Origin of the sequence: Nocardioides panacihumi (genome assembly GCF_039530925.1) — a bacterium.
Lineage (GTDB): Bacteria > Actinomycetota > Actinomycetes > Propionibacteriales > Nocardioidaceae > Nocardioides > Nocardioides panacihumi.
The window spans coordinates 168,281-193,056 of sequence record NZ_BAAAPB010000001.1 but is presented as its reverse complement, the minus strand read 5'-3'; the positions used below and the strand labels follow the sequence as shown (position 1 = coordinate 193,056).

Below are 24,776 nucleotides of genomic sequence, written 5' to 3'. Positions count from 1 at the left end.
TCAGCCCCCCGCGGGAAGCAGGACGCGGAAGGTGGTGCCGACACCGAGCTCGGAGGTGACCTCGATGCGTCCGCCGTGGCGGCGCACGATGCGGTCGACGATGGCCAGGCCCAGCCCGGTGCCGGGCCGGGCGAGCGCGACCGGGTTGGTCGACCGGAAGAACTCGGTGAACAGCTGCTGCTGGTCGTCGGCCGAGATGCCGATCCCGTCGTCAGCGACGATGAGCTCGACCATGTCCTTCTCCTCGGTCTGGCGCAGCGTGATGACGATGGTGCCGCCGGTGTGGGTGTACTTCACCGCATTGTTGACGAGGTTGACCGCCACGCGGTCGAGCTCGACGGCGTCCCCGAGCGCGATCACCGGCGTGAAGGCCGGGGTCCGCACCCGCATCGTCAGGTCGCGCTCGCGGGTGGCGACCTCGGTCAGCTCGCTGACGTCCCGGACGATCGGCAGCAGGTCGACGGGCCCGCGCGTGAGCTCGTGCTCGGGGTCGGCGACCCGGGAGAGCAGCATCAGGTCCTCGACGAGGCGCACCATGCGCTCCGACGTGCGCTCCATCCGGTCCAGGGCGCGCTCGGCGTGGACCGGGAGCGAGTCGCGGCCGATCAGGTCGACGTCGTGGACGATCGCCGAGAGCGGCCGGCGCAGCTCCTGCGTGACGGTCGTGATCAGCCGGTTCTTGTAGTCGTCGAGGGCGCGCAGCTCGTCGGCCAGCCGCTGCTCGCGGTCGTAGGCCCGCGCGTTGAGCAGCAGCTGCCCGAGGTCGCCGCCGAGGTCGAACGTGTACGCCATCTCGGCCGCCGTCCAGCGGGGCGCCGACCCGGGCCGCGACAGGGTGAGCGATCCCACGCACTCGTCCCCGACCCCGAGCGGCACGACCAGGAGCGACGCGATCGGCGAGTCCTGGATCAGCGACTGGATCGTGCGGTTGTCCTCGTTGTCGTCGAGGTTCACGAGCTCGTCGCGGTAGATCGCGCCGACCTGCTGGCGGCGCCAGAGCTCGCGGCTGCTGCGCTCCGCGATCGCGCCCGTGCGGGGCTGCCGCGGCAGGCGGGTCCCGTCCGTGCGGACGGCCACGATCGACCGCCCGTCGTCGGTGAAGGCTCGGAGGAACAGGCCGCTGCTCCCCGTGGAGGCGAGGAGGGCGTCCCCGGCCCGCTCGAGCACGAGTGAGACGTCCAGGTCGCTGGAGGCGCGGCGGATGATCTCGCGGGCGGACTCGGCGAGCCGGAGCTGGTCGGCGATCCGCGCCTTCTCGAGCGCGCTCACCACGGCGCGCTCGGCCTGCGCGGCGAACCGCTCGAGCACCGCGCGCCGCTCCGGCCCGGGGCGGCGTCCGTCGTCGGGCACGTCGATGGCGAGCGCGGCGCGGAGCCGCCCCGCGTCGTCGTGGAAGAGGGCGACCAGCAGGTCCTCGGGATGCCAGGCGTCCTCGACGTCGCGCACGTCGTAGGTGCCGACCCACCCCGGCAGGCGCTCCGTCAGCCGCTCGTGGGGCACGAACGTGAACCGTCCCCAGCGGTCGCCCAGCGCCAGCTCGGCGTGCAGCGCCTCGACCGGGGTCGTGTGGCCCGCGAGCTGCTCGCGGGCCTCGTCGTTCCCGAAGACCGCCGCGGTGTGCAGCAGGCCGTCGTCACGCACCACGCCGATCGCCGACACGCCGAAGCCGGCGAGCTCGACCAGCGCCTCCGCGATGAGCTGCAGCGCGGAGTACGTCAGGTCATCCAGCCAGGCGGCGTGCACAGCCGAGGGCTCGATGAGCTCAGCGGGATCGGGCATTCGGCTCCACCAACGCTTCGACGACGGACACTGACCACCCGAGAGGCGGCACAACTCCGAGGCGGTACTCCACCCACCGAGGGGCGGGGCGGCCGACCGAGGCGTTGGGGGCGCTGTGGAATCGGCGTACGTCGTGCTCCGCCCGTAGGATAGCCGTTGTGTGCGGCGTCTTCGGCGTTTGGGCCCCAGGTGAGGAAGTTTCGAAGCTCACCTACTTCGGCCTCTACTCTCTTCAGCACCGAGGACAGGAGTCCGCCGGCATCGCAGTGAGCAACGGCCGGCAGATCCTCGTCTACAAGGACATGGGCCTCGTCTCCCAGGTCTTCGACGAGACGACCCTCGACTCGCTGAAGGGTCACGTGGCCATCGGTCACTCCCGCTACTCGACCACCGGCGCGAGCACCTGGCAGAACGCCCAGCCCACCTTCCGGCCGTCGTCGGAGGGGTCGATCGCGCTCGGCCACAACGGCAACATCGTGAACACGCACGAGCTGCGCGACATGGTCGACCTGCTCCCGGGCCCCGTCGACGAGCTCGAGCTCCAGCACCGCACCGGCGCCCCGCTCTCCACCAACGACACCAGCCTGCTCACCGAGCTGCTCGCGCACCACCCCGACCAGAGCCTGGAGGAGCGCGCCATCGAGGTGCTGCCCTCCGTGCGCGGCGCGTTCTGCCTGGTCTGGATGGACGAGGACACGCTGTACGCCGCCCGCGACCCGCACGGCATCCGCCCGCTCGTCCTCGGCCGGCTCGACCGTGGCTGGGTCGTCGCGTCGGAGGACGCGGCCCTGGCCACCATCGGCGCCAGCGTCGTGCGCGAGATCGAGCCGGGCGAGCTGATCGTCATCAACTCCGACGGCCTGCGCTCGCGCCGGTTCGCCGAGCCCGAGCGCAAGGGCTGCGTCTTCGAGTACGTCTACCTGGCCCGACCCGACGCGGTCATCGCCGGCCGCGGCGTCCACGAGGCCCGCGTGGAGATGGGCCGCCAGCTCGCTCGCGAGTTCCCGGTCGACGCCGACCTCGTCATGCCGGTCCCGGAGTCGGGCACGCCCGCGGCCACCGGGTACGCCGAGGAGAGCGGCATCCCGTTCGGCCAGGGCTTCGTCAAGAACTCCTACGTGGGCCGCACCTTCATCCAGCCCTCGCAGACGCTGCGCCAGCTCGGGATCCGGCTCAAGCTCAACGCGCTCGAGCACATGATCCGCGGCAAGCGCATCGTCGTGGTCGACGACTCGATCGTGCGCGGCAACACCCAGCGTGCCCAGGTGCGGATGCTGCGTGAGGCCGGGGCGCTCGAGGTGCACGTCCGGATCTCCAGCCCGCCCGTGAAGTGGCCGTGCTTCTACGGCATCGACTTCGCGACCCGGGCCGAGCTCATCGCCAACGGCCTGGACGTCGACGAGATCGCCTCGTCGATCGGCGCCGACTCGCTCGGCTACATCTCGCTCGAGGGCATGGTCGAGGCGACGGGTCAGCCGATGACGTCGCTGTGCACCGCCTGCTTCACGGGCAGCTACCCGGTCGACCTGCCGGACGAGAGCCTGCTCGGCAAGCACCTGCTCGAGGTGTCGCTCCAGACACCCACCCTGGGCAAGGCGCTGCCCGTGCTCAACAACCCGTGACCCGCCGTACTCCCTGATCGGAGCTCCCTGAAGTGACGAACGCCCAGTCCGGCACGCCCGGCGCCTACGCCGCCGCAGGCGTCGACATCGAGGCCGCCGACCAGGCGATCGAGCTGATGAAGGAGTGGGTCGAGAAGGCCCGCCGGCCCGAGATGCTGGGCGGCCTCGGTGGCTTCGCCGGTCTCTTCGACGCCTCCGCGCTGCTGCGCTTCAAGCGCCCGCTCCTCGCGACGTCGACCGACGGCGTCGGCACGAAGGTCGAGATCGCCCGCCGCATGGACGTGCACGACACGATCGGCTACGACCTCGTCGGCATGGTCGTCGACGACCTGGTCGTCTGCGGGGCCGAGCCGCTCTTCATGACCGACTACATCGCGACCGGCAAGGTCGTACCCGAGAAGATCGCCGCGATCGTCAAGGGCATCGCGTCGGCCTGCGTCGACGCAGGCACCGCCCTCGTCGGCGGCGAGACCGCCGAGCACCCGGGCCTGCTCGCCCCGGACGAGTACGACGTCGCGGGCGCGACCACCGGTGTCGTCGAGGCCGACGACCTGCTCGGTGCACACCTGGTGGCCGAGGGCGACGTGGTGATCGCGATGGCGTCGTCGGGGCTGCACTCGAACGGCTACTCGCTGGTGCGCCACGTGCTGCTGAAGCAGGGTGGCCTCGACCTGGCCGAGCACGTCGACGAGCTCGGCCGGACGCTCGGCGAGGAGCTGCTCGAGCCGACCCGGATCTACGCCAAGGCGTGCCTGCGCGTCGCCCGCGAGACGGGCACCCACGCGATGTCGCACGTCACCGGCGGCGGCCTCGCGGCCAACCTCGAGCGGGTCATGCCCCGCGAGCTGACTGCGACGGTCGAGCGCGGCACCTGGACGCCCGCGCCGGTGTTCTCGCTGGTCAAGCGGGTGGGCGACGTGCCGCAGCCCGACATCGAGGCGACCCTCAACCAGGGTGTCGGCATGGTCGCGCTGACGCCCGCCGCCGACGTCGACCGGACGATCGCCCTCCTCGCCGAGGCGGGCGTCCCGGCCTGGGTCGCGGGGTCGGTCAGCAGGGCCGGCGAGGGCGACGAGGGCCGCGTCCGCCTCGTCGGGCAGCACCCCGGCTGGTAGGCCGACGGCCCGTCGCCGGGCCGTCCGCGAGCCCGGTGTGTGACGTTCGCAACCCGCGAACAAGTTTTCGACGTCGCCAGTGTGCGGGAACGACCTGGGAGCAGGTAGCGTTACCTTCACGAGAACTTTGTGAGACAGCCCGGGAGCCTTGGTGCCCCGGCCTAGTGCGAGGGGGCTGGACCCTATGGGGCGCGGCCGTGCGAAAGCCAAGCAGACTAAGGTCGCTCGCGACCTCAAGTACCGCACTCACGACACGGACTTGGGGGCACTCGCACGCGAGCTGCACGGCGAGTCCGGTGACAGTGAGCAGCCGGACGACCACGACGAGTGGTCGGACTACTCCGAGCGCGACACTCGTTGACGCGCCCGGGCTAAACCTCCTTCGCGATCACGACGGCGCCGTGGGTGCCGTAGCCCGGTAGTCGACCGCAGGTCGCCGTCCCGTCGAAGCCGACGAGCAGCATGCCCTGCGCCGTCGGCACGAGCGTGGGCCACGGCAGGTTCGTCGGGTAGGGCGCGTCGAGCGTCCCGAGCTGGTGCAGGTCCAGGTCGAACACCGGGTACGCCGCCCGGTGGCCGCGCCTGTTCTCCCGCCCGTCGCTCGCCACGACACGCCACGTGTCGCCGAGGCGCGTGATCGTCGTCCCCTCGGTCGCCCGGCGTCCTGGGAGGGCGGCGCGCACGGTCAGCTCCTCCAGCGACGGCCCGGTCGCGACGACCGGGTGGAAGAGGAAGTAGCGCCGCGCGCTCACGTAGCCGACCAGCCACTCGTCGCCGTCGCGCACGAGGTGCGGGTCCCAGACCCCGACGCTGTGCAGTCCGTCCGTCGGCAGGTGGAGCGGCTCGGTGTCGACGACGTGCCGCCCGCTGAGCAGGTCGGCCGAGGTCCGTCCGATCTCCACGTGGACGTGGTCCACAGCCGGGTCGACGAAGTCGCCCCAGGTGCTCGTCGCGACCAGCCAGGCGTCGCCGTCGCGCAGGAGATGGATCGCGTGGTCGCCGTACACCTGCTCGCCGCGCCGGAAGAAGATGTCGCTGCGGTGGGTCAGCTCGAGCCGGTCCGCGTCGAGCTCCCACACGCTCGCGTGCCCGGTGCCGAAGAAGCCCGGGCCGGCGCTCGTCGCGGTGAGCAGGATCCGCGCGTCAGGGGAGTACGGCGTCCCGTCGGCGTTGCTGACCAGGCGCAGGTCGCGCAGCCCGAGCTGGCCGAAGGCGCCCGCACGGACGCGGCCGACGGCACCGCTGGCCCGGACGCGCAGCTCGGCGCCCCACTCCGTGTCGGAGGTGTCCACGCGGTCCGTGAGCGCCACCTTCCCGCGTGCGGTCCAGGTGCCCGCGGAGCGGGTGAAGACCGTCGCCTGGGCGCCCGTCACCGCGAGCGCGAGCGCGTCGACCGGAATGCGGGAGCGTCCGTGGCGCCGGCTGCGGGCGTGCAGCCCGTCGACGCGCAGGGAGGCCCGCCCGTGATCGTCCAGGAGACCGGTGATCGCGCCGCGGACGGACTCCAGGGTCAGCTCGGCGGGCCCGTCCACCTCGGCCACCACGGCGACGTACGGCGCGGGTTGCGGCAGCGCTCCCTCGCCCGGACCGACCATCTCCAGACCCGGGAGACCCGGCGCCACGAGGTCGACCGGCCGCACCCGAGCGACCTCCTCGAAGCGGGGCAGACCGGTCACCCGTCGAGCGTACGGGCTGTCGTCCGGCAGGCGCTGCGCAGCCGCGCCGACACACGTTCGTCGCAGAACCTTCATGCCCCAGTCTCGAAATGAGCCGCCCGGCCTCTTCCGCCCGGGCGCTGGATTGGTAGTGTCTGGACTGCAACAGGTGCAAGTTCCAGCTGGTCTGACGCCTACGGAGTATGTGATCCAACGGCGTTTCTGCTCTGTGCTCGAACGAGGGTCTCGGCCCGCGCGAGGGACACCACAGGTCGGAGCGACGTGTCACCGCACCTGGTGTGTGGTCGCCGAAGTGGCGTCCGCTCGCCCCGACTAAGGAGTAGAAGAGCACATGGCTCAGGGCACCGTTAAGTGGTTCAACGCCGAGAAGGGCTTCGGTTTCATCGCTCAGGAGAACGGCGGCGACGACGTCTTCGTTCACTACTCGGCGATCCAGACCAACGGCTACAAGTCTCTCGACGAGAACCAGAAGGTCGAGTTCGACGTCACCCAGGGCCCGAAGGGCCCGCAGGCGGAGAACGTTCGCCCGATCTGATCTGACCTGACCCGCCGACCGAGGTCGGCCTCACGGTCTTCACGAGGCCCCGTCCCGCGTCCTGTGGGGCGGGGTCTCTGCCGTCCGGGGCGGCCTCCGCGTACTCCTCTTGAGGTAAAGCATCGGCACCCGGCGCCACAAAGGCCGGAATGCGACATGGTTTCGACCTAGTCTTGAACGGGTAGACGTACCGCGCCGGGAGCGATCGACGCGGAAGAGCGGGAGGGCGACATGTACGACCAGTTCGACGTGTCGCTCGAGGACGGCGAACTGCTGCGCGAGGTCGAGCTCACGACCAACCTCATCATCGCGGCGAGTGAGGCCGACGGGCGACTGAGCACCGAGGAGATCGACGAGATCCTCGGTGTGGTGCCGCGCGCCCGCAAGGGCGATTGACGACTCAGCAGGACGCGAACAGCACCGGCCCGGTCGACAGGTCGGAGAGGACGTACGCCCCCCGCACCGGGTGCAGCTGCATCGTGACGACGCCGCCGTCGGCCGCGACTCTGCCGAGCCGGAACCTGTCGGTGAAGCTGCCACCCTGCCCGGGTGCCGGGCCGCCCGCCAGCACGGCACGCGCGTCCGCGTCGTGCACGGCCTGGTCGTGGTTCTCGAAGCCCAGGGCGACCCTCACCTGGCGGTCGGCGTCGACCCCCATCGCGAAGGCCGTCAACGGGTCCACGCCACCGGCCTGCCGGATCAGCTCGGCCGCCTGCGCCTGGTCGACGTCGTCGGCCTGGCTCATCGCCAGGTGCCCGCACACGTAGTCGCCGGAGTAGACGATGGCCGAGACGGGGTCGCCGAGGTTGCCGGCGACCTGGGACACCGGGTCGGCCGGCGTGAAGCCCCCGCCGAGGACCTCGTCGAGGTAGTCGGCCGAGTCGCTCGCGTAGACGCGCCCGTCGTGGACGGCGATGTTGCCGAACTCCGGCGTGATGCCGAGTCGGGCCGCGGCATCGGCCCCACCCCAGATCCCGTGCGGACCTCGGGTGTAGCCGGCCCGCGCCAGCGCCGCCTCGACGCCGTCGGTCGAGGTTGGCTGCACCACCACCACGGCCCCGGAGTCGGACTGGGCGAACATCTCCCACGTCACCGTGGCGGGGGAGAAGCCGAGGTGCGACTGGAGCGCGTCGGCCGAGGTCACCATCGCCGACGCGGAGGTCAGGTCGGCGTCGAAGCCGCGGGAGAGGAACGCGTCCACGGCGGCGCCGGACGGGTCCTCGGCATCGGGCACGTGCAGTGCCCGACGTACGCCGGCCCAGTCGGTCCAGGAGTAGCGCTGGGCGTCGTCCGGCACGAGTGTGAGCGCGGTGGCGAACCCGTCGCGGTGGGCGCCTCGCCACCAGACCACTCCGACGACGGCGGCGACGACGAGCACCAGCGCGACCACCGTCGCCACTCCGGCCCTTGCCGCCCGCCTCATCACGAGCGCCTACCCTAAGCGCCATGGCCAGCGCGCGACCGGCAACGCCCGACCGCAGCCCCGGTGGGGGTCGCGGAGACATCGTCGCGGCCGGTGCCGTCGTGCTGCGTCCGGGTCGCGAGGTGCTCCTCGTGCACCGGCCGAAGTACGACGACTGGTCCTTCCCCAAGGGCAAGCTCGACAGGGGAGAGCACGTCACCGCCGCCGCCGTACGTGAGGTGGAGGAGGAGACCGGCCTGCGCGTCCGGCTCGGCCGGCCGCTGTCGAGCCAGCGCTACACGACGAGCAAGGGGCGCAAGACCGTCCACTACTGGATCGGCCGCGCGCTCGACAGTGACGACGTCAGCGGTTACGTCGCGAACGCGGAGATCGACGAGGTCGCGTGGGTGCCCGTCGACAAGGCCGCCCGCCTGCTCACCTATCCGCACGACCGGGAGACGCTCGCCGAGGCCCTGGAGGAGCCGAGACGCACCAGGACACTGATCGTGCTGCGCCACACCGACTCCCGTGCACGGAGGTCCTGGCACGGCGACGACAGGGTCCGCCCCCTGCTCGCGACCGGCCGCCGCCAGGCCGAGCGGCTGGTGCCGGTCCTCGCGGCGTACGACGTCCGGCGGGTGCTGACCAGCAGCAGCACGCGCTGCGCCGACAGCGTGGCGCCGTACTGCCTGGCGACCGGGGTCGAGCTCGAGCTGCTCGACGCGCTCAGCGAGGAGGACGCCCGGCCGCGCAAGGTGCGCAAGCTCGTGCGGGCGGTGATCGAGGAGCTGGGCGCGTCCGGTCCGGCCGTCGTCTGCAGCCACCGGCCGGTGCTGCCGGACGTGTTCGCCGCGGTCGGCCTGGACGACGCGGGGCTGGAGAAGGGCGAGCTGCTCGTCGCCCACCTGCGTGGTGACCGCGTGGTGTCCGTCGAGCGTCACTGACGGCCCTCCACCGCTCCGTCGAGCGCGCCGCGGGCCAGTTCACCTGCTGTCCGTGTGCTGGGTCACGCCGCGTCGCCAACCCGGCATTCCGAGTTCACGCCTCGTTCACCTTGTCACACCGTCAGGTCACTTCGGCTCCTTACCTTCGACGAGACACGTTCGAAGAACACAGGAGATCTCGAAGTGACGATCACTTCCATCCGCCGGGCCCTCGTGCCCGGCGCGGCCGCGCTGACGCTCGCCCTCTCGCTCGCCGCGTGCGGTGGCAACTCGGACAGCAACAGCGCCAGCAGCAGCGCCTCGGGCCTCAAGGGCAGCCTCGCTGCCGGTGGCTCGTCCGCACAGGAGAAGGCCCAGGAGGCCTGGCGTGCCGGCTTCGGCGCGGGCAACCCCGACGTGACCATCACCTACGACCCGGTCGGCTCGGGCACCGGGCGCGACAACTTCTACTCGGGCGCCTACAAGTTCGCCGGCTCCGACTCCGCGATCGCCGACACCGACATGTCGAAGGCCAAGCAGGCCTGCGGCGGCAGCGACCCGATCGAGGTGCCCGTCTTCATCTCCCCGATCGACATCGCCTTCAACCTCCCGGGCGTCGACAAGCTGAACCTCGACGCGACCACGGTCGCCAAGATCTTCGCCGGCTCGATCAAGACCTGGAACGACCCGGCGATCGCCCAGCAGAACACGGACGTCAAGCTGCCGTCGACCGCCATCTCGCCGGTCCACCGCTCCGACTCCTCGGGCACCACCGACAACTTCACCGACTGGCTCCACCAGGCCGGTGGCGGTGCGTGGAAGACCGAGCACAGCAGCGACTGGCCGGTCCAGGGCGGCGAGGCCGCCGAGGGCACCTCCGGCGTGGTCGGCGCCCTCCAGGACGGCCAGGGCACCATCGGCTACGCCGACGACAGCGCGGTCACGAGCACCAAGCTCGGGACGGTGTCGGTCAAGGTCGGCTCCGAGTACGTCGCCCCGTCCGCCGACGGCGCGGCCGCCGGTCTGGCCGCCTCGACGGTCAAGGACGGCGCCGCCGACACGCAGCTCGTCTACACGATCAACCGCACCGCGACCGACCCGAAGGTCTACCCGGTCTTCCTGGCGTCGTACTTCATCGCCTGCCCGACCTACAGCGACAAGGCCACGGCCGACATCGTCAAGGGCTTCGGTCAGTACATCGTCTCGGCGCCCGGTCAGCAGGCCGCCGCCGCGAACGCGAAGTCGGCCCCGCTCCCGACGGACGTCGCGGCCAAGGCCAAGGCGATCCTCGACAAGATCGCGGCCAAGTAACAGCATTGCGCCCGGTGGCGCAGCCCGCTGAACGGCGGCGGGGCCTCTTCGCGGAGGCTCCGCCGCTGTGGCACACAGAAACCTGAACCCGTCGGGTTCGTACAGGAGAACCGTGAGCACCACACCACCAGACCTGGAGCTGACCGAGCCCGTCATCCCCGGCCCGTACACCGGAGTAAGGTTCGGCCGCGGCGACCGCGTCTTCTCCGGCGTCGCCCTCGCCTCGGGTGTGACGATCCTCGTCACCCTGGCCGCCGTCTTCGTGTTCCTCTTCGTCAAGGGTCTGCCCGGCTTCACCGCGGACGCCTCGATCTTCGCGCCGTCGTCGAGCAGCTTCTGGACGTACGTCGGCCGGCTGCTGTTCGGCACGATCCTCGCCGCGGTCATCGCGCTGGTGATCGCCGTGCCGTTCTCCTTCGCGCTGGCGCTCTTCATCTCGCACTACGCGCCCCGCCGCATCGCGACCACCGTCGCCTACGTCATCGACCTGCTCGCCGCCGTCCCCTCGGTGGTCTTCGGCCTCTGGGGCGCCCGCTCGCTGGCCGTGGCGTTCCAGCCGACGCAGCGGTGGCTCGACCACAACGCCGGCTGGCTGCCGTTCTTCAAGGGCCCGGCGTCGGCGACCGGCCGCACCATCCTGGTCGCCGGCATCGTGCTGGCGATCATGTGCATCCCGATCATCACGGCCATCAGCCGCGAGGTGTTCAGCCAGACGCCGCGCCTGCACGAGGAGGCGGCGCTCGCGCTCGGGGCGACCCGCTGGGAGATGGTCCGCTACTCGGTCTTCCCGCACGCCCGCTCCGGCATGGTGGCGGCCGTGATGCTCGGCCTCGGCCGCGCGCTCGGCGAGACGATGGCCGTGGCGATGGTGCTGTCGGCGTCGCCGACCATCACGCTCAACCTGATCTCGTCGTCCAACCCGGCCACGATCGCGTCCAACATCGCGTCGAACTACAAGGCCGAGGACAACCGCATCCAGACGGTGCTCCTGGCGACCGGCCTGGTGCTGTTCCTGTTCACGTTCATGGTCAACTTCGCGGCGCGCTACATCGCCGGGCGGAGCGAGAGGGGCCAGAAGTGAGCGCCGTCGACATCTCCCGCAGCGAGCGGCTCTACAGCGGTCGCCTGCCGGCGTACGCGCCGTACCTGGTGCTGCTGACCGCGTTCGCCGCCTCGGGCCTGCTCGCCCTGCTGCTGGGCTGGGGCCTGGTCGCCTTCGCGATCGTCGGCGGCCTGATCGCCGTCGTCGCCCTGCCGGCCTGGTCGGCCGTCGTCGAGAACCGCCGCGCCGCGACCGACCGGCTCGTCACGTCCGTCATCTGGGCCGCCTTCGCGGTCACGCTGGTGCCACTGGTCTGGCTCGTCTGGGTCGTCATCAGCAAGGGCATCCCCGCCATCACCGCGGCCTTCCTCACCCACGACATGGTGCAGCGCCTCGACCCGGTCACCGGCAAGCTGGAGGCCGGCGGCGGCCTCGAGCACGCGCTCATCGGGACGCTGCTCGTGACGCTGGGCGCGATCGTCATCTCGGTGCCGATCGGGTTGTTCACGGCGATCTACCTCGTGGAGTACGGCAAGAACAACCGCGTCGGGCGGATCATCACCTTCCTGGTCGACGTCATGACCGGCATCCCGTCGATCGTGGCCGGCCTCTTCGCGCTCGCGCTCTTCACGCTGATCTTCGGAGTCGGCACCCGGATGGGTCTGATGGGATCGATCGCGCTCTCGCTGCTGATGATCCCGACGGTCGTCCGCTCGGCCGAGGAGATGATGCGGCTCGTCCCGAACGACCTGCGCGAGGCGTCGTACGCCCTGGGTGTGCCGAAGTGGCGCACCATCGTGAAGGTCGTCATCCCGACCGCGCTGGGCGGCATCATCACCGGCGTGGTGCTGGCGATCTCGCGGGTCATCGGCGAGACGGCCCCGCTGCTGGTCGCCGTCGGTGCGGCCGAGGCGGTCAACACCAACCTCGTCAACGGGCGCATGATGACGCTGCCCGTGTTCATCATGACGCAGTACCTCACCGCCACCCCGGAAGGCTTCGCCCGGGCGTGGGGCGGGGCCCTCATCCTCATCGCCATCGTGATGGTGCTCAACCTCGTGGCACGCGTCATCAGCATGATCTTCGCCCCCAAGACCGGGCGCTGAAAGGAACCAGGACACACAGTGGCCAAGAGCATCGACGTCAGCGACGTCAACATCTACTACGGCGACTTCAAGGCCGTCGAGGGCGTCAACATGACGATCAAGGCGAAGGCCGTGACGGCCTTCATCGGCCCCTCCGGCTGCGGCAAGTCGACCTTCCTGCGCACGCTCAACCGCATGCACGAGGTGATCCCCGGCGCCCGGGTCGAGGGCAAGATCACCGTCTCCGGCCAGGACCTGTACGACCCCGGTGTGGACCCGGTCGAGGTCCGGCGGATGGTGGGCATGGTCTTCCAGCGGCCCAACCCGTTCCCGACGATGTCGATCTACGACAACGTCCTCGCGGGCAACCGCCTCAACTCCAAGAAGCTCAAGCGGGCCGAGGCCGACGCGATCGTCGAGAAGTCGCTGCGCGGCGCGAACCTCTGGACCGAGGTCAAGGACCGCCTCAACAAGCCCGGCATGGGGCTCTCCGGCGGCCAGCAGCAGCGCCTCTGCATCGCTCGCGCCATCGCGGTCGAGCCTCAGGTGCTGCTCATGGACGAGCCGTGCTCGGCGCTCGACCCGATCTCGACGGCGGCGATCGAGGACCTCATCCACGAGCTCAAGGACAGCTACACGATCGTCATCGTGACGCACAACATGCAGCAGGCGGCCCGTGTCTCCGACGAGACGGGCTTCTTCAACCTCAAGGCCGCCGGCCAGCCGGGCCACCTGGTCGAGTTCAACCCGACCAAGAAGATGTTCACGAACCCCGACAACGAGTCCACCGAGGCCTACATCTCGGGCCGCTTCGGCTGAGGCCGAGTCGGCGCATCCTGGCGGCGTACGACGGTCGAGTCGGCGCATCCTGGCACCCGTACGGCGACCGAGTCGGCGCATCCTGGCGGCGTACGACGGTCGAGTCGGCGCATCCTCGCACGCAACGTGCGAAGACGCGCCGACTCGGCGCTTGTGTGGTGCGAGGACGCGCCGACTCGGCGCTTGTGTGGTGCGAAGACGCGCCGACTCGGCCTTTCTGAGGTGCGAAGACGCGCCGACTCGGCGCTGGTGAGCGCCGCCGGTTGCGCGCGCACGCGTCGGCTCCCCTAGATTGGGCCCGTTCGTCTCCGACTCCACAGGAGTTCTTCGTGCGTTTGCGCATCCGTCCGGTCGACACGACCTTCTACGACCTGTTCACCGAGTCGGCCAACCACTTGGTGACGGGCGCTGCCCTGCTGGCCGAGATGCTCGCCGTCGGCGCCCTCCACGAGGACGTCGCCCGACGCATGCGGGAGGCCGAGCACGCCGCCGACGAGACCACCCACGCGATCGTGCGGCGGGTCAACTCGGTGTTCGTGACCCCGTTCGACCGCGAGGACATCTACTCGCTGGGCTCCGGCCTCGACGACATCATGGACCTGATGGACGAGGTCGTCGACATGATCCTCGTCTACGAGGTGAAGGTGCTCCCGCCTGAGCTGTCCGACCAGGTCCAGGTGCTGCAGCGCTGCGCCGAGCTGACGGCGGCCGCGATGCCGAACCTGCAGTCGATGAAGTCGCTGGAGGAGTACTGGATCGAGGTCAACCGCCTCGAGAACGAGGGCGACCGCAACCACCGGCGGATCCTCGCGATGATCTTCTCGGGCGAGTTCAAGGCCGTCGAGGTGCTGAAGCTCAAGGACATCGTCGAGGCCCTCGAGGCGGCCATCGACGGCTTCGAGCGGGTCGCGAACACGATCGAGCAGATCGCCCTCAAGGAGTCCTGAGCTCTCCCATGGAACTCGCCATCGTCATCACGGTGGTGGTCGTCGCTCTCGTCTTCGACTACACCAACGGCTTCCACGACGCCGCCAACGCGATCGCGACCTCGGTCTCGACGCGGGCGCTGACGCCGCGGATCGCGCTCATCCTCGCGGCCGTCATGAACTTCGTCGGTGCGCTGCTCGGCCAGAAGGTCGCCCACACCGTCGCAGACACGCTGTCGATCGCGGGGGACGACGCGGAGCATGCCCTCACCATCGTGCTCGCGGCGCTGCTCGGCGCGATCGCGTGGAACCTCATCACGTGGTACTTCGGCCTGCCCTCGTCGTCCTCGCACGCCCTGATCGGCGGCCTGGTCGGCGCGGCCCTCGCGGCCGGCCCCGACCTGGCGACGGTGCACTGGCAGACGATCGTCGACAAGGTCCTGATCCCGATGGTGGCCTCGCCGATCGTCGGCTTCTGCCTGGCCTTCCTGGTGATGCTCTCGATCATGTGGATCTTCAAGAGCCGCCCCGCGGCGAAGGTCCACCGCAGCTTCCGCGGGATGCAGACGATCTCGGCCTCCGCGCTCGCGCTCGGCCACGGCCTGCAGGACGCCCAGAAGACGATGGGCGTCATCTTCCTGGCGCTGGTCGCCTCGGGTCACGCCGACCCGAACGACGACCTGCCCCTGTGGGTCATCGTCTGTGCGGCGAGCGCGATCTCGCTGGGCACCTACTCGGGTGGTTGGCGGATCATGCGGACGCTCGGCCGCAAGATCATCCACCTCGACCCGGCCCGCGGCTTCTCGGCAGAGTCGGTGGGCGCGGCGGTGCTCTACAGCACGGCGTACATCTGGCAGGCGCCGATCTCGACGACCCACACCATCACCAGCGCGATCATGGGCGCCGGCGCGACGAAGCGCTTCTCCGCCGTGCGCTGGGGCGTGGCGGGCAACATCGTCACCGCCTGGGTCCTCACGTTCCCGGCGGCGGGCCTCGCGGCCGCGACGGCGTACGAGCTCATCCGGCTGCTGCACGGCCTGTTCGTCAACGTGCTCGGTCTCTGACGCACTCCCGGGGCGAGTCGCAGGCTCAGGCGCCGACCGTACGACGGCGTCGCTGCTGCTCGATCAGCGTCTCCTGCAGGTCCACGTCGCCACCGTTGCGCGTCCACGACCCGTCCGAGTCGAGGACCCAGGCGCTCGTCGACGGCTCGAACGAGAGGTCGAAGAGCTCGCCGATCGCGAGGATGTGATCGGCCAGCGGCAGCCGGACGAGCACCTCGACGCGGCGGTCGAGGTTGCGGTGCATGAGGTCGGCCGAACCGATCCAGGCCGTCGGGTCGCCGCCGTTGGCGAACCAGAAGAGCCGTGAGTGCTCCAGGAAGCGGCCCAGGATGGACCGTACGGCGATGGTCTCCGAGAGGCCCGGCACGCCCGGTCGCAGCGCGCAGATGCCCCGCACCAGCAGCTCGACCGGCACCCCCGCCTGCGAGGCGAGGTAGAGCGCGTCGATCACGCCCTCGTCGACGACTGAGTTGGCCTTGATGCGGATCCGTGCGGGCCGGCCGGCCTGGTGGTGGGCGATCTCCGCATGGATCTGCTCCACGATGCCGGTTCGCACGGTGGCGGGGGCGACGAGCAGCTGCTCGTACGACGCGTCGCGCGACCACCCGGACAGGTTGTTGAACAGGTGGGCGACGTCCTCGCCGATCGCCTCATCGGTGGTGATCAGGCCGTAGTCCTCGTAGAGCCGCGAGGTCTTCGGGTTGTAGTTGCCGGTCCCGATGTGGGTGTAGCGGCGGATGCCGCCGCCGTACACGCCCTCGTCGCGCACGACCATCGCCAGCTTGCAGTGGGTCTTCAGCCCGATCAGGCCGTAGACCACGTGGCAGCCGGCCTGCTCCAGCTTGCGCGCCCAGCGGATGTTGGCCTGCTCGTCGAAGCGGGCCTTGATCTCGACGAGCACCAGCACCTGCTTGCCGGACTCCGCCGCGTCGATGAGGGCGTCGATGATGGGGGAGTCGCCGGAGGTGCGGTAGAGCGTCTGCTTGATGGCCAGCACGTGCGGGTCGGCCGCCGCCTGCTCGATGAACCGCTGCACCGACGTGGCGAAGGAGTCGTAGGGGTGGTGCAGCAGGATGTCGCGCCGCCGCGCCGCCTTGAAGACGTCGACCGGGGCGGCCGACTCGACGTCGGCCAGCCGGTGGTGGGTCGTCGGCAGGAACGTCGGGTACTTCAGCTCCTCGCGGTCGATGTCGGCGATCGCGTGCAGCCCGCGCAGGTCGAGCGGGCCGGGCAGGCGGAAGACCTCGGAGGGCGAGATGCCGAGCTCGGAGACGAGCAGCTCGAGCACCGAGTCCGAGATCGACTCCTCGACCTCGAGGCGCACCGGGGGGCCGAAGCGCCGGCGCAGGAGCTCCTTCTCGAGCGCGGCGAGCAGGTTCTCGGCGTCGTCCTCCTCGACCTCGACGTCCTCGTTGCGGGTCACCCGGAAGGTGTGCACCTCGAGGACGTCCATCCCGGGGAAGAGCCTCTTGAGGTGGACGCCGATGATGTCCTCGAGCGGCACGAACCGGTCGTTGCCGACGGGCACGAAGCGGGTGAGGTTGGGCGGCACCTTGACCCGCGCGAAGTGCTCCTTGCCGGTGCGCGGGTCGCGGATGAGGACGGCCAGGTTGAGCGAGAGCCCGGAGATGTAGGGGAACGGGTGCGCGGGGTCGACCGCCAGCGGCGTCAGGATCGGGAAGACCCGCTCCTTGAAGAGCTTCTTGCAGTGCTTCTGCTCGGTCGCGGTCAGGTCGTCCCACCGGACCAGCTCGATGCCTTCCTTCCACAGCGCCGGGACCACCTGGTCGGAGAAGACGGAGGCGTGTCGCTCCGACAGCTCCCGGGTGGTGCGCCAGATCAGCTCCAGCACCTCGCGCGGCATCAGCCCGGAGGCGGCGCGCACGGCGAGCCCGGCGGCGATGCGGCGCTTGAGGCCGGCAACCCGGACCATGAAGAACTCGTCGAGGTTGGACGTGAAGATCGCCAGGAACCGCACCCGCTCGAGCAGCGGCAGGGACGGGCTCTCGGCCAGCTCGAGCACGCGCTGGTTGAAGTGCAGCCAGGACAGCTCCCGGTCGAGGAAGCGCTCCTCGAACTCCTCGACGGCCGCCAGAGCCTCGTGGTCCGGGACGTACGGCGGGTCGACGTCGAACGTCTCCACCGTGCCGAGGTCGGGGTCGGCCGTGGGCTCAAGCGTCATGCGCTCGAGTCTCTCACTTCCGGGTGAACGGTAGGTGTCGCGAGGCGTGGACATCCCCTGGCAGGGCGATGTGACCCGCCGGTAGGTTCGGGCCCCGTGAGCCTGTTGTCGAAGCCGTCGTCGTACGCCATCTCCGCGCTCAGCTCCGCCGCAGCCGTGGCCGAGCGGGCCGCACTGACCACCGCGTTCCGGCTGCCCGAGGCCGTGCAGCGCCGTCTCGTGGGCAAGCCCGTCGCCGTGGACGGGCAGAGGCTCGCGACCGACACGCAGCTGATGCTGAGGCTCGCCAGGATCGCCGGGCCCGCCGTCGAGTCGCTGTCCGTCGAGAAGGGCCGCCCGGTGCTGCTGCACCAGTCACGGCTGGTGGGCGGCGAGCAGGCGGTGGGGCACGTGCGGACGCTGTCGGTGGCCGGCCGTGCCGCGCGGCTCTACACGCCCACGTCCGCGTCGACGGAGCCCGGGCCGCTGCTGGTGCTCTTCCACGGTGGCGGCTTCATCTACGGCGACCTCGACTCGCACGACGCCTCGGCGCGGTTCCTCGCCGAGCAGTCGGGGGTCCGGGTGCTGGCGGTGGAGTACCGCCTGGCTCCGGAGGAGCCATTCCCGGCGGCGTACGACGATGCGATCGAGACGTTCCGCTGGGTCGTCGAGCACGCAGCCGAGGTGTCGGCCGACCCAGGGCGGATCGGCGTCGGCGGGGACTCGGCCGGCGGCAACCTGGCCACCGGGGTCGCCCTCGCGGTGACCGAGGCGTGTGCGTTCCAGCTGCTGATCTACCCGGTGACGCAGTTCGACGAGGAGACCGAGAGCCGCCGGCGCTTCCGGGCCGGCTACTACCTCACGTCGGACTTCATCGACCTCGCCGGGTCGTCGTACGTCCCGGCCGGGACGGACCCGAGGGACCCGCGTCTCTCGCCGCTCTACGCCGACGTGCCCGACGGGGTCGCCCCGGCGTACATCGCGACCGCCGGTTTCGACCCGCTGCGCGACGAGGGCGAGGCGTACGCCGAGAAGCTCTCCGCCGCCGGCGTCAAGGTCGAGTCGTGGCGCTTCGCCGACCAGATCCACGGGTTCTTCAACGTGCTGCTCGCGCGCTCGTCCCGGGCGGCGACGGCCGACATCGCGGAGGCGCTCAGGCGGGGGCTCGGCGCGTAGGCCGCTGCCCGCCGCGCCCGGCCCGCGCCGCCTCACGTCGCGTCGCCAAACTGTCACGGTGACAGTTTGCGCGGTGGGTGACAGTTGCCAACTATCACCGGTGCCGCGAACTGTCACCGTGACAGTTGCCAACTATCACCGGTGCCGCGAACTGTCACCGTGACAGTTCGCGCGGTGGGTGACAGTTGCCAACTATCACCGGTGCCGCGAACTGTCACGGTGACAGTTTGCGCGGTGGGTGATCAGCGGCGGGCGGCCTCGGGGCGCCAGCGCACCAGCTCGCGGGTGAGCGCCTCGGCGTCGACCTGCTTGCCGTCGATGACGACAGGGGCCGCGCCCGGGCGGGACACCTCGACGCGCCAGCGCCGCTGTCCGGGCTTGCCGACGATCCGCAGGTCGGTCGCCCGGTCGTAGAGGTCGAACGTCTGCGACCGGTCGCCGCGGCGTACGTCGAGCACGCCGTCGTCGGTGACGGTCACGTCGTCCGCCACGCCCGCTGCCGCGAACGACCGTACGTCGGCCTGGCGGGCCGGCTCCGTCTCACGACGGTGCTCGCCCTCGGACCGGGCCCCGGCCTCATGCGCACCACCCGGCTGGTCCGCCTGGGCCTCGTCGGCCCGCCGCGCGTCCACCCGGGCCCACTCGTTGCGGATCCACGCGTGCTGGGTCTCGCCGACACCCGGGGGCGCCGCCTCGTCGTCGACTCGGGCCGGCTCGAAGACCGACGGGACCACCGGGATCGACCCCGTCTCGTCCAGTGCCCGGATCGCCTCCTGGTCGAGGGCCGTGTGGCTGTCCGCGGCCTCCTGCAGCGCGGCGAGGCTGCGCTTGGACCCCTTCTCGCGCAACGTGTTCGCGACCGCGCCCCGCAGCGTGGCCAGCTCGGCCGCGAGGTCGGCGAGCCGGCGCTCGGCCGCCAACCGCTCGGCGAGGGCAGTCTCGATGAGCTCGGTGTTGTGCCGGATGGAGGACTCGACGGCCTGACGGTCGATCGCCCGCTGGGCCGCAGCCTCCTCCGCCTCGGCGCGCAGGCGGTGCGCCTCGGCGGCCTCCGTGCGAGCGGCGGCGAGCTGGTCGAGCACGGCCTGGTTGCGGTGCTCGGCCTCCTCGAGCTGGCGCTGTGCGTCGCGGGTCCGCTCGGCCTGGGTCTTCGCCGCCTGCTCGGCCCCGTCGCGGGCGGCCTGAGCCAGGATGGCCGCCTCCTCCGCCTCGAGCCGGGCGTTGAGCGCCTCCATGACCTTGCCGGCCGCCCTGTGGGCGTCGGCGAGCGCCTCGGCACGCGCCTGGTGTGCCTGCTCGGCCGTCTCGTGCGCGACGCGTGCGACCTCGGCCTGCTCCTCGACCTTCGCCAGCGCTGCCTGCGCGGTCTCGGCGGACTGCTGCGCGAACAGGGCCTGCTGCTGGGCGGCCTCCTCGGCCTCGCCGCGGAGCACGTGCGCGGACTTGGCGGCGGCAGCCGCCGTGCGCGCCATCGTCTCGGCGCGGCCCCGCAGCTCGTGGGCGGCGTGGGCCGCGTTCGCCTGCTTGCGGGCCTGCTCCTCGGCCTCCTGGCGGGCGGCGGCGTGCTCGCTGGCGCTCTGTTCGGCCGCGATGCGGGCGGCGTTCGCCTCGGCCGCGGCGTGCTCGGCCGACTGGCGCAGCTCCTGGGCGCGCAGCACCTCCTCGGACCGCTCCCGGGCCACCTGCTCCGCCGCCTCGCGGTCGGCGTGCGCCTGCGCGGCGAGGTCGGCGTGCCGGCGGGCACCCTCCTCGGCGTGCAGCCGGGCGTTGTGGGCCGCGGTAGCGTCGTCGGCGCGGGCGGTGGCGGCCTGCTCAGCGGCGAGCCTTGCCTCGTGCGCTGCCAGGTTCTCGGCCAGCCGGGCGGCGGTCTTCTCCTCGAGGGCGGCGCGCGTGGTGGCGTGCTCGGTGACCTGGCGGTCGGCCTCCTCCCGGGCGGCGGTCGACGCGGCGAGAGCCTCCTCGCGGACCCGGTGCGCCTCGGCCGTGGCGGCCTCCCGCTCGGCGTCGGCCTGCGCGACGGCACGCTCCCGCTCGGTGGCGGCCTCGGCGGCCGTCGCCTCGGCGTGCGTGCGCGCCTCGTTGGCCGCGGCGGCAGCGGCGGCCAGAGCCGTGGCCGCCTCCTCCGCGGCGACCCGCGCCTGGTGCGCGGCGGACGCGGCGTCGGCCTGCTCGCGCAGCCTCTGCTCGGCCTCGGCAGCCTGCGCCCGCAGCTGCTCGGCCACCTCGGCCTGCGTGGTGGCGAGGGTCTGCTCGGCGGACATCCGGGCGTCGTGCGCGGCCGCGGCCTCCTCCGCCTTCGCGCGGGCCGTCGCCTCCGCCTCGTGGCGCGCCTCGTGCGCGGTGGTCGCCGCCTCGAGGTGCTGGGCGGCGAGCTCTTCGAGGTGCGCGCGGATCTGGGTGTGCTCGGCGACCAGGCGGTCGGCGTCGGCGTGGGCGGCCGACGAGCTCGCAGCCGCTGCCTCGGCGATCCGGCGCGCCTCGGCCAGCCCCTCCTCGGCGTGGGTGCGCGCGTCGGCCATCGCCTGTGCGGCCTCGTCCCGTGCCGCGGCCACGGCCGCGTCGGCCTCGGCCGTCGCTGCGGTGATCGACTCGAGGGCGCCCGCGCGTACGCCGGCGACCGCCTCGTCGGCCTGGGTGCGGGCGGCCGCCAGCGACTCCTCGGTCTGCTGCCGGGCGGCGTCGACCAGCGAGCGCGCCTGCTCGTGGGCGGCCGCGACGGCCTCCTCCGCCTCCCGGCGCGCCGCGGCGAGCTCGGCGTCCGCGGTCTGACGTGCCTCGACGAGGGCCTGCTCCGCAGCTGCCCGCGCCTCGTGCGCGGTCGCCGCCTCGGCGGCCCGCTCGGCAGCGACCTGCTCCGCGGCCACCCGTGCCTCGTGGGCCGCGGCGGCGGCCTCGTGCTGCTCGCGCAACCGCTCCCGGGCCTCGTCGGCCTGGGCACGCAGACGCTCCTCCGCCTCGGTGTGGGCGGCGGTGAGCGCCTTCTCGGCGTCCTGCCGGGCCTGGTGGGCGCCCGCGGCCTCGACGGCGCGCTGAGCGGCCTCCGCCTCGGCCTCCTTGCGGGCCTGCTGCCCGGCGGAGGCGACCCCGGCGAGCGCCCGCGCGGCGTCCTCGGCCTGGGTGCGGGCGGCGGTCAGCTCCGCGAGCTGCGCCTGCAGCTCCGTCTCGCGCTGGGAGGCTTGCTCGACGGCGGCCGCGTGGCGGCGTACCGCCTCCTCGGTCGCGGTGGCCTGCGCCAGGGCGCGCTCCTCGGCCTCACGCCGCGCGGTCTGGGCTGCCTCGGCCGACGCCTGCGCCTCGGCGTGCCTGCGGGCGGCCTCCTCGACGGCCGCCTCGGCCGCCGCACGCGCCTCGTGGGCGGCCGCGGCCGCGGTGGCGTGCTCGTGGGCGGCCCGGTCAGACTCCTCGGCGATCCGTCGGGCCGCTGCAGCGGCCTCGTCGGCCGAGTGTCGCTCGGCCGCCTGCGCAGCGGCTGCCTGCTCGGCGAGCGCCCGCAGTCGGGCGGCCGCCTCCGCGGCAGCCGTCTGCTCGCGGGCGCGGGCCTCCAGATCGGCGAGCGTGGCCGCGGACGGCGGCGCGGGCTCGGACCCCTGGGTCGGGTTCACGTCGGCGGGCGACGTCGGTGGCTTCTGCGCCTGTGAGGTCGGCTCGTTGCCCGAGCGGCGGAACCACCGGCGGTCGGAGGGGTTCTGGGGCTGGTCCATTTCCGGCTGATCCTATCGGCCCGAGGAGATCGTCCGCCGCGCTTCGGCGCAGGCCCGCGGAGGTGTCAGTAGACGATCGCCTGGACGCCGTCGCCGAGGATCTCCTCGGCGAACACGGCGGCGCCCTTGATCGTCGCACCGTCGACGAGATCGGACTGCGCCAACCCCCGACGCTTGGCGCACTGGCTGCACACGGTCACCTCTCCGGAGGCGAGCACGAGATCGAGCAGGTCACCGAGCGGCGTGGCGAGCTCGAGGTCGAGCGAGGCGCGCCCGGGCACCGCGAACCAGCTCGCCTCCCCTGTCAGCCACAGGCTCACCCGGGCGCCCGCGGCGGCGGCCGAGGCGGCCACGGTGAAGGCCTGGTTCGCCCGCTCCGGCTCCTCGGCACCCGCGGTGCACTTCACGACAAGGGTCCTCACGGGGCCTGACACTAGACTGACCGACCGTGGCTTTCGAGATCCCCGACAACCTGCACCCCGACTGTGGCCCGGTGGCCTGGATGCTCGGGACCTGGCGCGGCAACGGGCACGGGGACTACCCGACGATCGACGGGTTCCAGTTCGGTCAGGAGCTGATCTTCACCCACGACGGCCGGCCGTTCTTCCACTACTTCTCGCGGGCGTGGATCGTCGACGACCAGGGCGAGTTCGTCCGCGACGCCGCGCTCGAGACCGGCTTCCTGCGCTGCAAGCCGGGCGAGAACGCGGGCGAGGCCCGTGTCGAGCTCGTGCTCGCCCACAACACCGGCTTCGTGGAGATCTGGTATGGCGAGTCGGCCGCCGGCAAGCTCGAGATCGTCACCGACGCGGTGGCGCGCACGGAGACCGCCAAGGAGTACGTCGGCGGCAAGCGCCTCTACGGCAACGTCGAGGGCGACCTCCTCTACGCCTACGACATGGCGGCGATGGGCCAGGCCCTCCAGCCGCACCTCTGGGCGCGCCTTCAGCGGGCGTGAGGCGGCGATGGCGGCCGAGGCGGGGCACGGGCCCGCGGGCGCGCAGCCCGAGGGCGACGACTGGCGCAGCCGTCTGCGAGCGCAGGGCTACCGCCTGACGCCGCAGCGCGAGCTGATCCTCGCCGCCGTCGAGCGACTGCAGCACGCCACCCCGGACGAGATCTTCGCGGAGGTCTCGACGCAGTCGACGGCGATCAACATCTCGACGGTCTACCGGACCCTGGAGGTCCTCGAGCAGCTCGGGCTGGTGCGCCACCTGCACCTGAGCGACCGCGCACCGACGTACCACTCCGTGAGCGCGGGCCCGGTCCACTTCCACCTGACCTGCCGGAATTGCGGGCAGGTCATCTCGGTTGACGAGGTGAAGGCGGAGAAGTTCGTCGAGCGGCTGCGCGTGGAGCAGGGCTTCCTGGTCGACATCGCGCACCTGACGATCTTCGGCGAGCACACGCCCAGCTGCCCGGAGCCTCCCGGGGGAGCAGAAGGAGCGCACGATGAGCACCAGCACTAGCCCGCTGCCCAGCCCCCTGATGAGCCTGCCCGGCGCCGTCGCCGCCGACGGGGTCGACGCCCCGGTCGCGGCGCACTACGGGTCGTTCAACAACGAGCAGCGCGTCCTCGCCTCGGGTGAGGGCTTCGTCGACCTCTCGCACCGCGACGTCGTCGTGATCGCCGGCCCGGACCGGTTGACCTGGCTGCACTCGCTGACCTCGCAGGCCTTCGAGGGCCTGCAGCCGGGGACGTGGACCGCCGCCCTCGTGCTGTCCCCGCAGGGCCACGTCGAGCACCACTTCGCCGGCGTCGACGACGGCACCGCGTTCACCGCCTGGACCGAGCCCGGGTACGGCGATCCGCTGGCCGCCTACCTGGAGCGGATGAAGTTCTGGTCCGACGTCACGGTCTCGCTCGCCCCGGAGCTCGCGGTCGCCTGGCGCCCGTCGGGCTACCTGTTCGTGCCGCGCGACCAGCTCCCGGCCTTCGCCGAGGCAGCGGGTCCGGCGGCCGGGCTGTGGGCGTTCGACGCGCTGCGGATCGCACGGGGCGAGCCGCGGTTCGGTGTCGACACCGACCACCGGACCATCCCGAACGAGGTCGGCTGGCTGCCGGCCGACCAGGGCTTCCTGCCGGCGGTGCACCTGGACAAGGGCTGCTACCGCGGCCAGGAGACCGTCGCGCGCGTCCACACCCTCGGCCGTCCGCCGCGTCGCCTGACGCTGCTCCACCTCGACGGCTCGGAGAACAGGCTCCCGGCGGTGGGCTCGCCCATCTCCCACGGGGATCGCGAGATCGGCTTCGTCGGGTCGTCCGCGCGTCACTACGAGCTGGGGCCGATCGCGCTCGCGCTGGTGAAGCGCAACGTCCCCGTCGACGCGGAGCTCACCGTGGACGGCATGCCGGCCGGCCAGGAGGTCATCGTCGACCCGGAGGCAGGGCTGCACGTGCGGCCGCGCCTCTGACGGCCGCGCCTCTGAGGCCCGCGA

Annotated in this window: 22 protein-coding genes; 16 read left to right on the top strand and 6 right to left on the bottom strand. The window is 71.8% G+C overall.

The features are described from left to right. Positions 1–1,779: a sensor histidine kinase gene (locus ABD205_RS00960; RefSeq protein WP_344041468.1), complete on the bottom strand. Its 1,779-nt coding sequence runs from the start codon at positions 1,777–1,779 to the stop codon at positions 1–3. Between the two features lie 104 nt (positions 1,780–1,883). Between ABD205_RS00960 and purF the strand changes: the two genes are divergently transcribed. The 3 genes from purF to ABD205_RS00945 all read left to right on the top strand — a co-directional run bounded on the left by purF (position 1,884) and on the right by ABD205_RS00945 (position 4,877). Next, the gene (purF, locus tag ABD205_RS00955; RefSeq protein WP_344041466.1) at positions 1,884–3,401 is read left to right on the top strand and encodes an amidophosphoribosyltransferase; all 1,518 of its coding nucleotides are present in this window, start codon (positions 1,884–1,886) and stop codon (positions 3,399–3,401) included. A gap of 32 nt (positions 3,402–3,433) precedes the next feature. After that, positions 3,434–4,516 (top strand): phosphoribosylformylglycinamidine cyclo-ligase, encoded by a 1,083-nt coding sequence (gene purM / locus ABD205_RS00950; RefSeq protein ID WP_344041464.1) that lies wholly within the window; start codon positions 3,434–3,436, stop codon positions 4,514–4,516. A 184-nt stretch (positions 4,517–4,700) separates the two neighbouring features. Continuing rightward, positions 4,701–4,877, top strand: coding sequence for a DUF3073 domain-containing protein (locus tag ABD205_RS00945; protein WP_344041462.1), 177 nt, complete (start codon positions 4,701–4,703; stop codon positions 4,875–4,877). A gap of 10 nt (positions 4,878–4,887) precedes the next feature. On the opposite strand, the gene ABD205_RS00940 is transcribed toward ABD205_RS00945, so the two are convergent. Beyond that, positions 4,888–6,192, bottom strand: coding sequence for a hypothetical protein (locus tag ABD205_RS00940; protein WP_344041460.1), 1,305 nt, complete (start codon positions 6,190–6,192; stop codon positions 4,888–4,890). Positions 6,193–6,523: 331 nt separating this feature from the next. Here ABD205_RS00940 and ABD205_RS00935 point away from each other — a divergent pair, with 331 nt between their 5' ends. Then, complete coding sequence (locus tag ABD205_RS00935) at positions 6,524–6,727, top strand: cold-shock protein (RefSeq protein ID WP_344041458.1); 204 nt, start codon at positions 6,524–6,526, stop codon at positions 6,725–6,727. A 231-nt stretch (positions 6,728–6,958) separates the two neighbouring features. Further along, positions 6,959–7,123: a hypothetical protein gene (locus tag ABD205_RS00930; RefSeq protein WP_344041456.1), complete on the top strand. Its 165-nt coding sequence runs from the start codon at positions 6,959–6,961 to the stop codon at positions 7,121–7,123. 4 nt (positions 7,124–7,127) lie between these two features. On the opposite strand, the gene ABD205_RS00925 is transcribed toward ABD205_RS00930, so the two are convergent. Continuing rightward, entirely contained in the window at positions 7,128–8,150 is a 1,023-nt protein-coding gene (locus ABD205_RS00925; protein ID WP_344041454.1) for a hypothetical protein, read from the bottom strand. Positions 8,151–8,173: 23 nt separating this feature from the next. Here ABD205_RS00925 and ABD205_RS00920 point away from each other — a divergent pair, with 23 nt between their 5' ends. The 7 genes from ABD205_RS00920 to ABD205_RS00890 all read left to right on the top strand — a co-directional run bounded on the left by ABD205_RS00920 (position 8,174) and on the right by ABD205_RS00890 (position 15,299). After that, positions 8,174–9,073, top strand: a complete 900-nt coding sequence (locus ABD205_RS00920) for an NUDIX hydrolase (RefSeq protein WP_344041452.1) — start codon at positions 8,174–8,176, stop codon at positions 9,071–9,073. Positions 9,074–9,256: 183 nt separating this feature from the next. Beyond that, on the top strand, positions 9,257–10,363 hold the full coding sequence (gene pstS / locus ABD205_RS00915) for a phosphate ABC transporter substrate-binding protein PstS (RefSeq protein WP_344041450.1): 1,107 nt from the start codon (positions 9,257–9,259) through the stop codon (positions 10,361–10,363). A 112-nt stretch (positions 10,364–10,475) separates the two neighbouring features. Beyond that, entirely contained in the window at positions 10,476–11,444 is a 969-nt protein-coding gene (gene pstC, locus ABD205_RS00910) for a phosphate ABC transporter permease subunit PstC (RefSeq protein WP_344041448.1), read from the top strand. Beyond that, a complete protein-coding gene (gene pstA, locus ABD205_RS00905; RefSeq protein ID WP_344041446.1) occupies positions 11,441–12,511 on the top strand; it encodes a phosphate ABC transporter permease PstA in 1,071 nt (356 codons plus the stop codon). The genes pstC and pstA overlap by 4 nt, the downstream gene beginning before the upstream one ends. A gap of 18 nt (positions 12,512–12,529) precedes the next feature. Next, complete coding sequence (gene pstB, locus ABD205_RS00900; RefSeq protein WP_344041444.1) at positions 12,530–13,309, top strand: phosphate ABC transporter ATP-binding protein PstB; 780 nt, start codon at positions 12,530–12,532, stop codon at positions 13,307–13,309. Between the two features lie 329 nt (positions 13,310–13,638). Further along, the gene (locus ABD205_RS00895) at positions 13,639–14,256 is read left to right on the top strand and encodes a DUF47 domain-containing protein (RefSeq protein ID WP_344041442.1); all 618 of its coding nucleotides are present in this window, start codon (positions 13,639–13,641) and stop codon (positions 14,254–14,256) included. An 8-nt stretch (positions 14,257–14,264) separates the two neighbouring features. Continuing rightward, a complete protein-coding gene (locus tag ABD205_RS00890; protein ID WP_344041440.1) occupies positions 14,265–15,299 on the top strand; it encodes an inorganic phosphate transporter in 1,035 nt (344 codons plus the stop codon). A 25-nt stretch (positions 15,300–15,324) separates the two neighbouring features. Here ABD205_RS00890 and ABD205_RS00885 read toward each other — a convergent pair whose 3' ends face one another. Continuing rightward, positions 15,325–17,481 (bottom strand): RNA degradosome polyphosphate kinase, encoded by a 2,157-nt coding sequence (locus ABD205_RS00885; RefSeq protein ID WP_344041438.1) that lies wholly within the window; start codon positions 17,479–17,481, stop codon positions 15,325–15,327. A 96-nt stretch (positions 17,482–17,577) separates the two neighbouring features. On the opposite strand from ABD205_RS00885, the gene ABD205_RS00880 reads away from it, so the two are divergent. Further along, a complete protein-coding gene (locus ABD205_RS00880; protein ID WP_344041436.1) occupies positions 17,578–18,636 on the top strand; it encodes an alpha/beta hydrolase in 1,059 nt (352 codons plus the stop codon). A 242-nt stretch (positions 18,637–18,878) separates the two neighbouring features. Here ABD205_RS00880 and ABD205_RS00875 read toward each other — a convergent pair whose 3' ends face one another. Next, entirely contained in the window at positions 18,879–22,337 is a 3,459-nt protein-coding gene (locus tag ABD205_RS00875) for a coiled-coil domain-containing protein (RefSeq protein ID WP_344041434.1), read from the bottom strand. Positions 22,338–22,402: 65 nt separating this feature from the next. Beyond that, complete coding sequence (locus tag ABD205_RS00870; RefSeq protein WP_344041432.1) at positions 22,403–22,759, bottom strand: DsrE family protein; 357 nt, start codon at positions 22,757–22,759, stop codon at positions 22,403–22,405. Positions 22,760–22,785: 26 nt separating this feature from the next. Between ABD205_RS00870 and ABD205_RS00865 the strand changes: the two genes are divergently transcribed. Genes ABD205_RS00865 through ygfZ form a run of 3 tightly spaced genes read left to right on the top strand, consistent with a single transcriptional unit; the run spans position 22,786 to position 24,752 of the window. Next, the gene (locus ABD205_RS00865; protein WP_344041430.1) at positions 22,786–23,295 is read left to right on the top strand and encodes a heme-binding beta-barrel domain-containing protein; all 510 of its coding nucleotides are present in this window, start codon (positions 22,786–22,788) and stop codon (positions 23,293–23,295) included. Between the two features lie 7 nt (positions 23,296–23,302). Beyond that, on the top strand, positions 23,303–23,806 hold the full coding sequence (locus tag ABD205_RS00860; RefSeq protein ID WP_344041428.1) for a Fur family transcriptional regulator: 504 nt from the start codon (positions 23,303–23,305) through the stop codon (positions 23,804–23,806). Beyond that, positions 23,790–24,752, top strand: coding sequence for a CAF17-like 4Fe-4S cluster assembly/insertion protein YgfZ (gene ygfZ, locus ABD205_RS00855; RefSeq protein ID WP_344041426.1), 963 nt, complete (start codon positions 23,790–23,792; stop codon positions 24,750–24,752). The genes ABD205_RS00860 and ygfZ overlap by 17 nt, the downstream gene beginning before the upstream one ends. Positions 24,753–24,776: the final 24 nt, after the last annotated feature.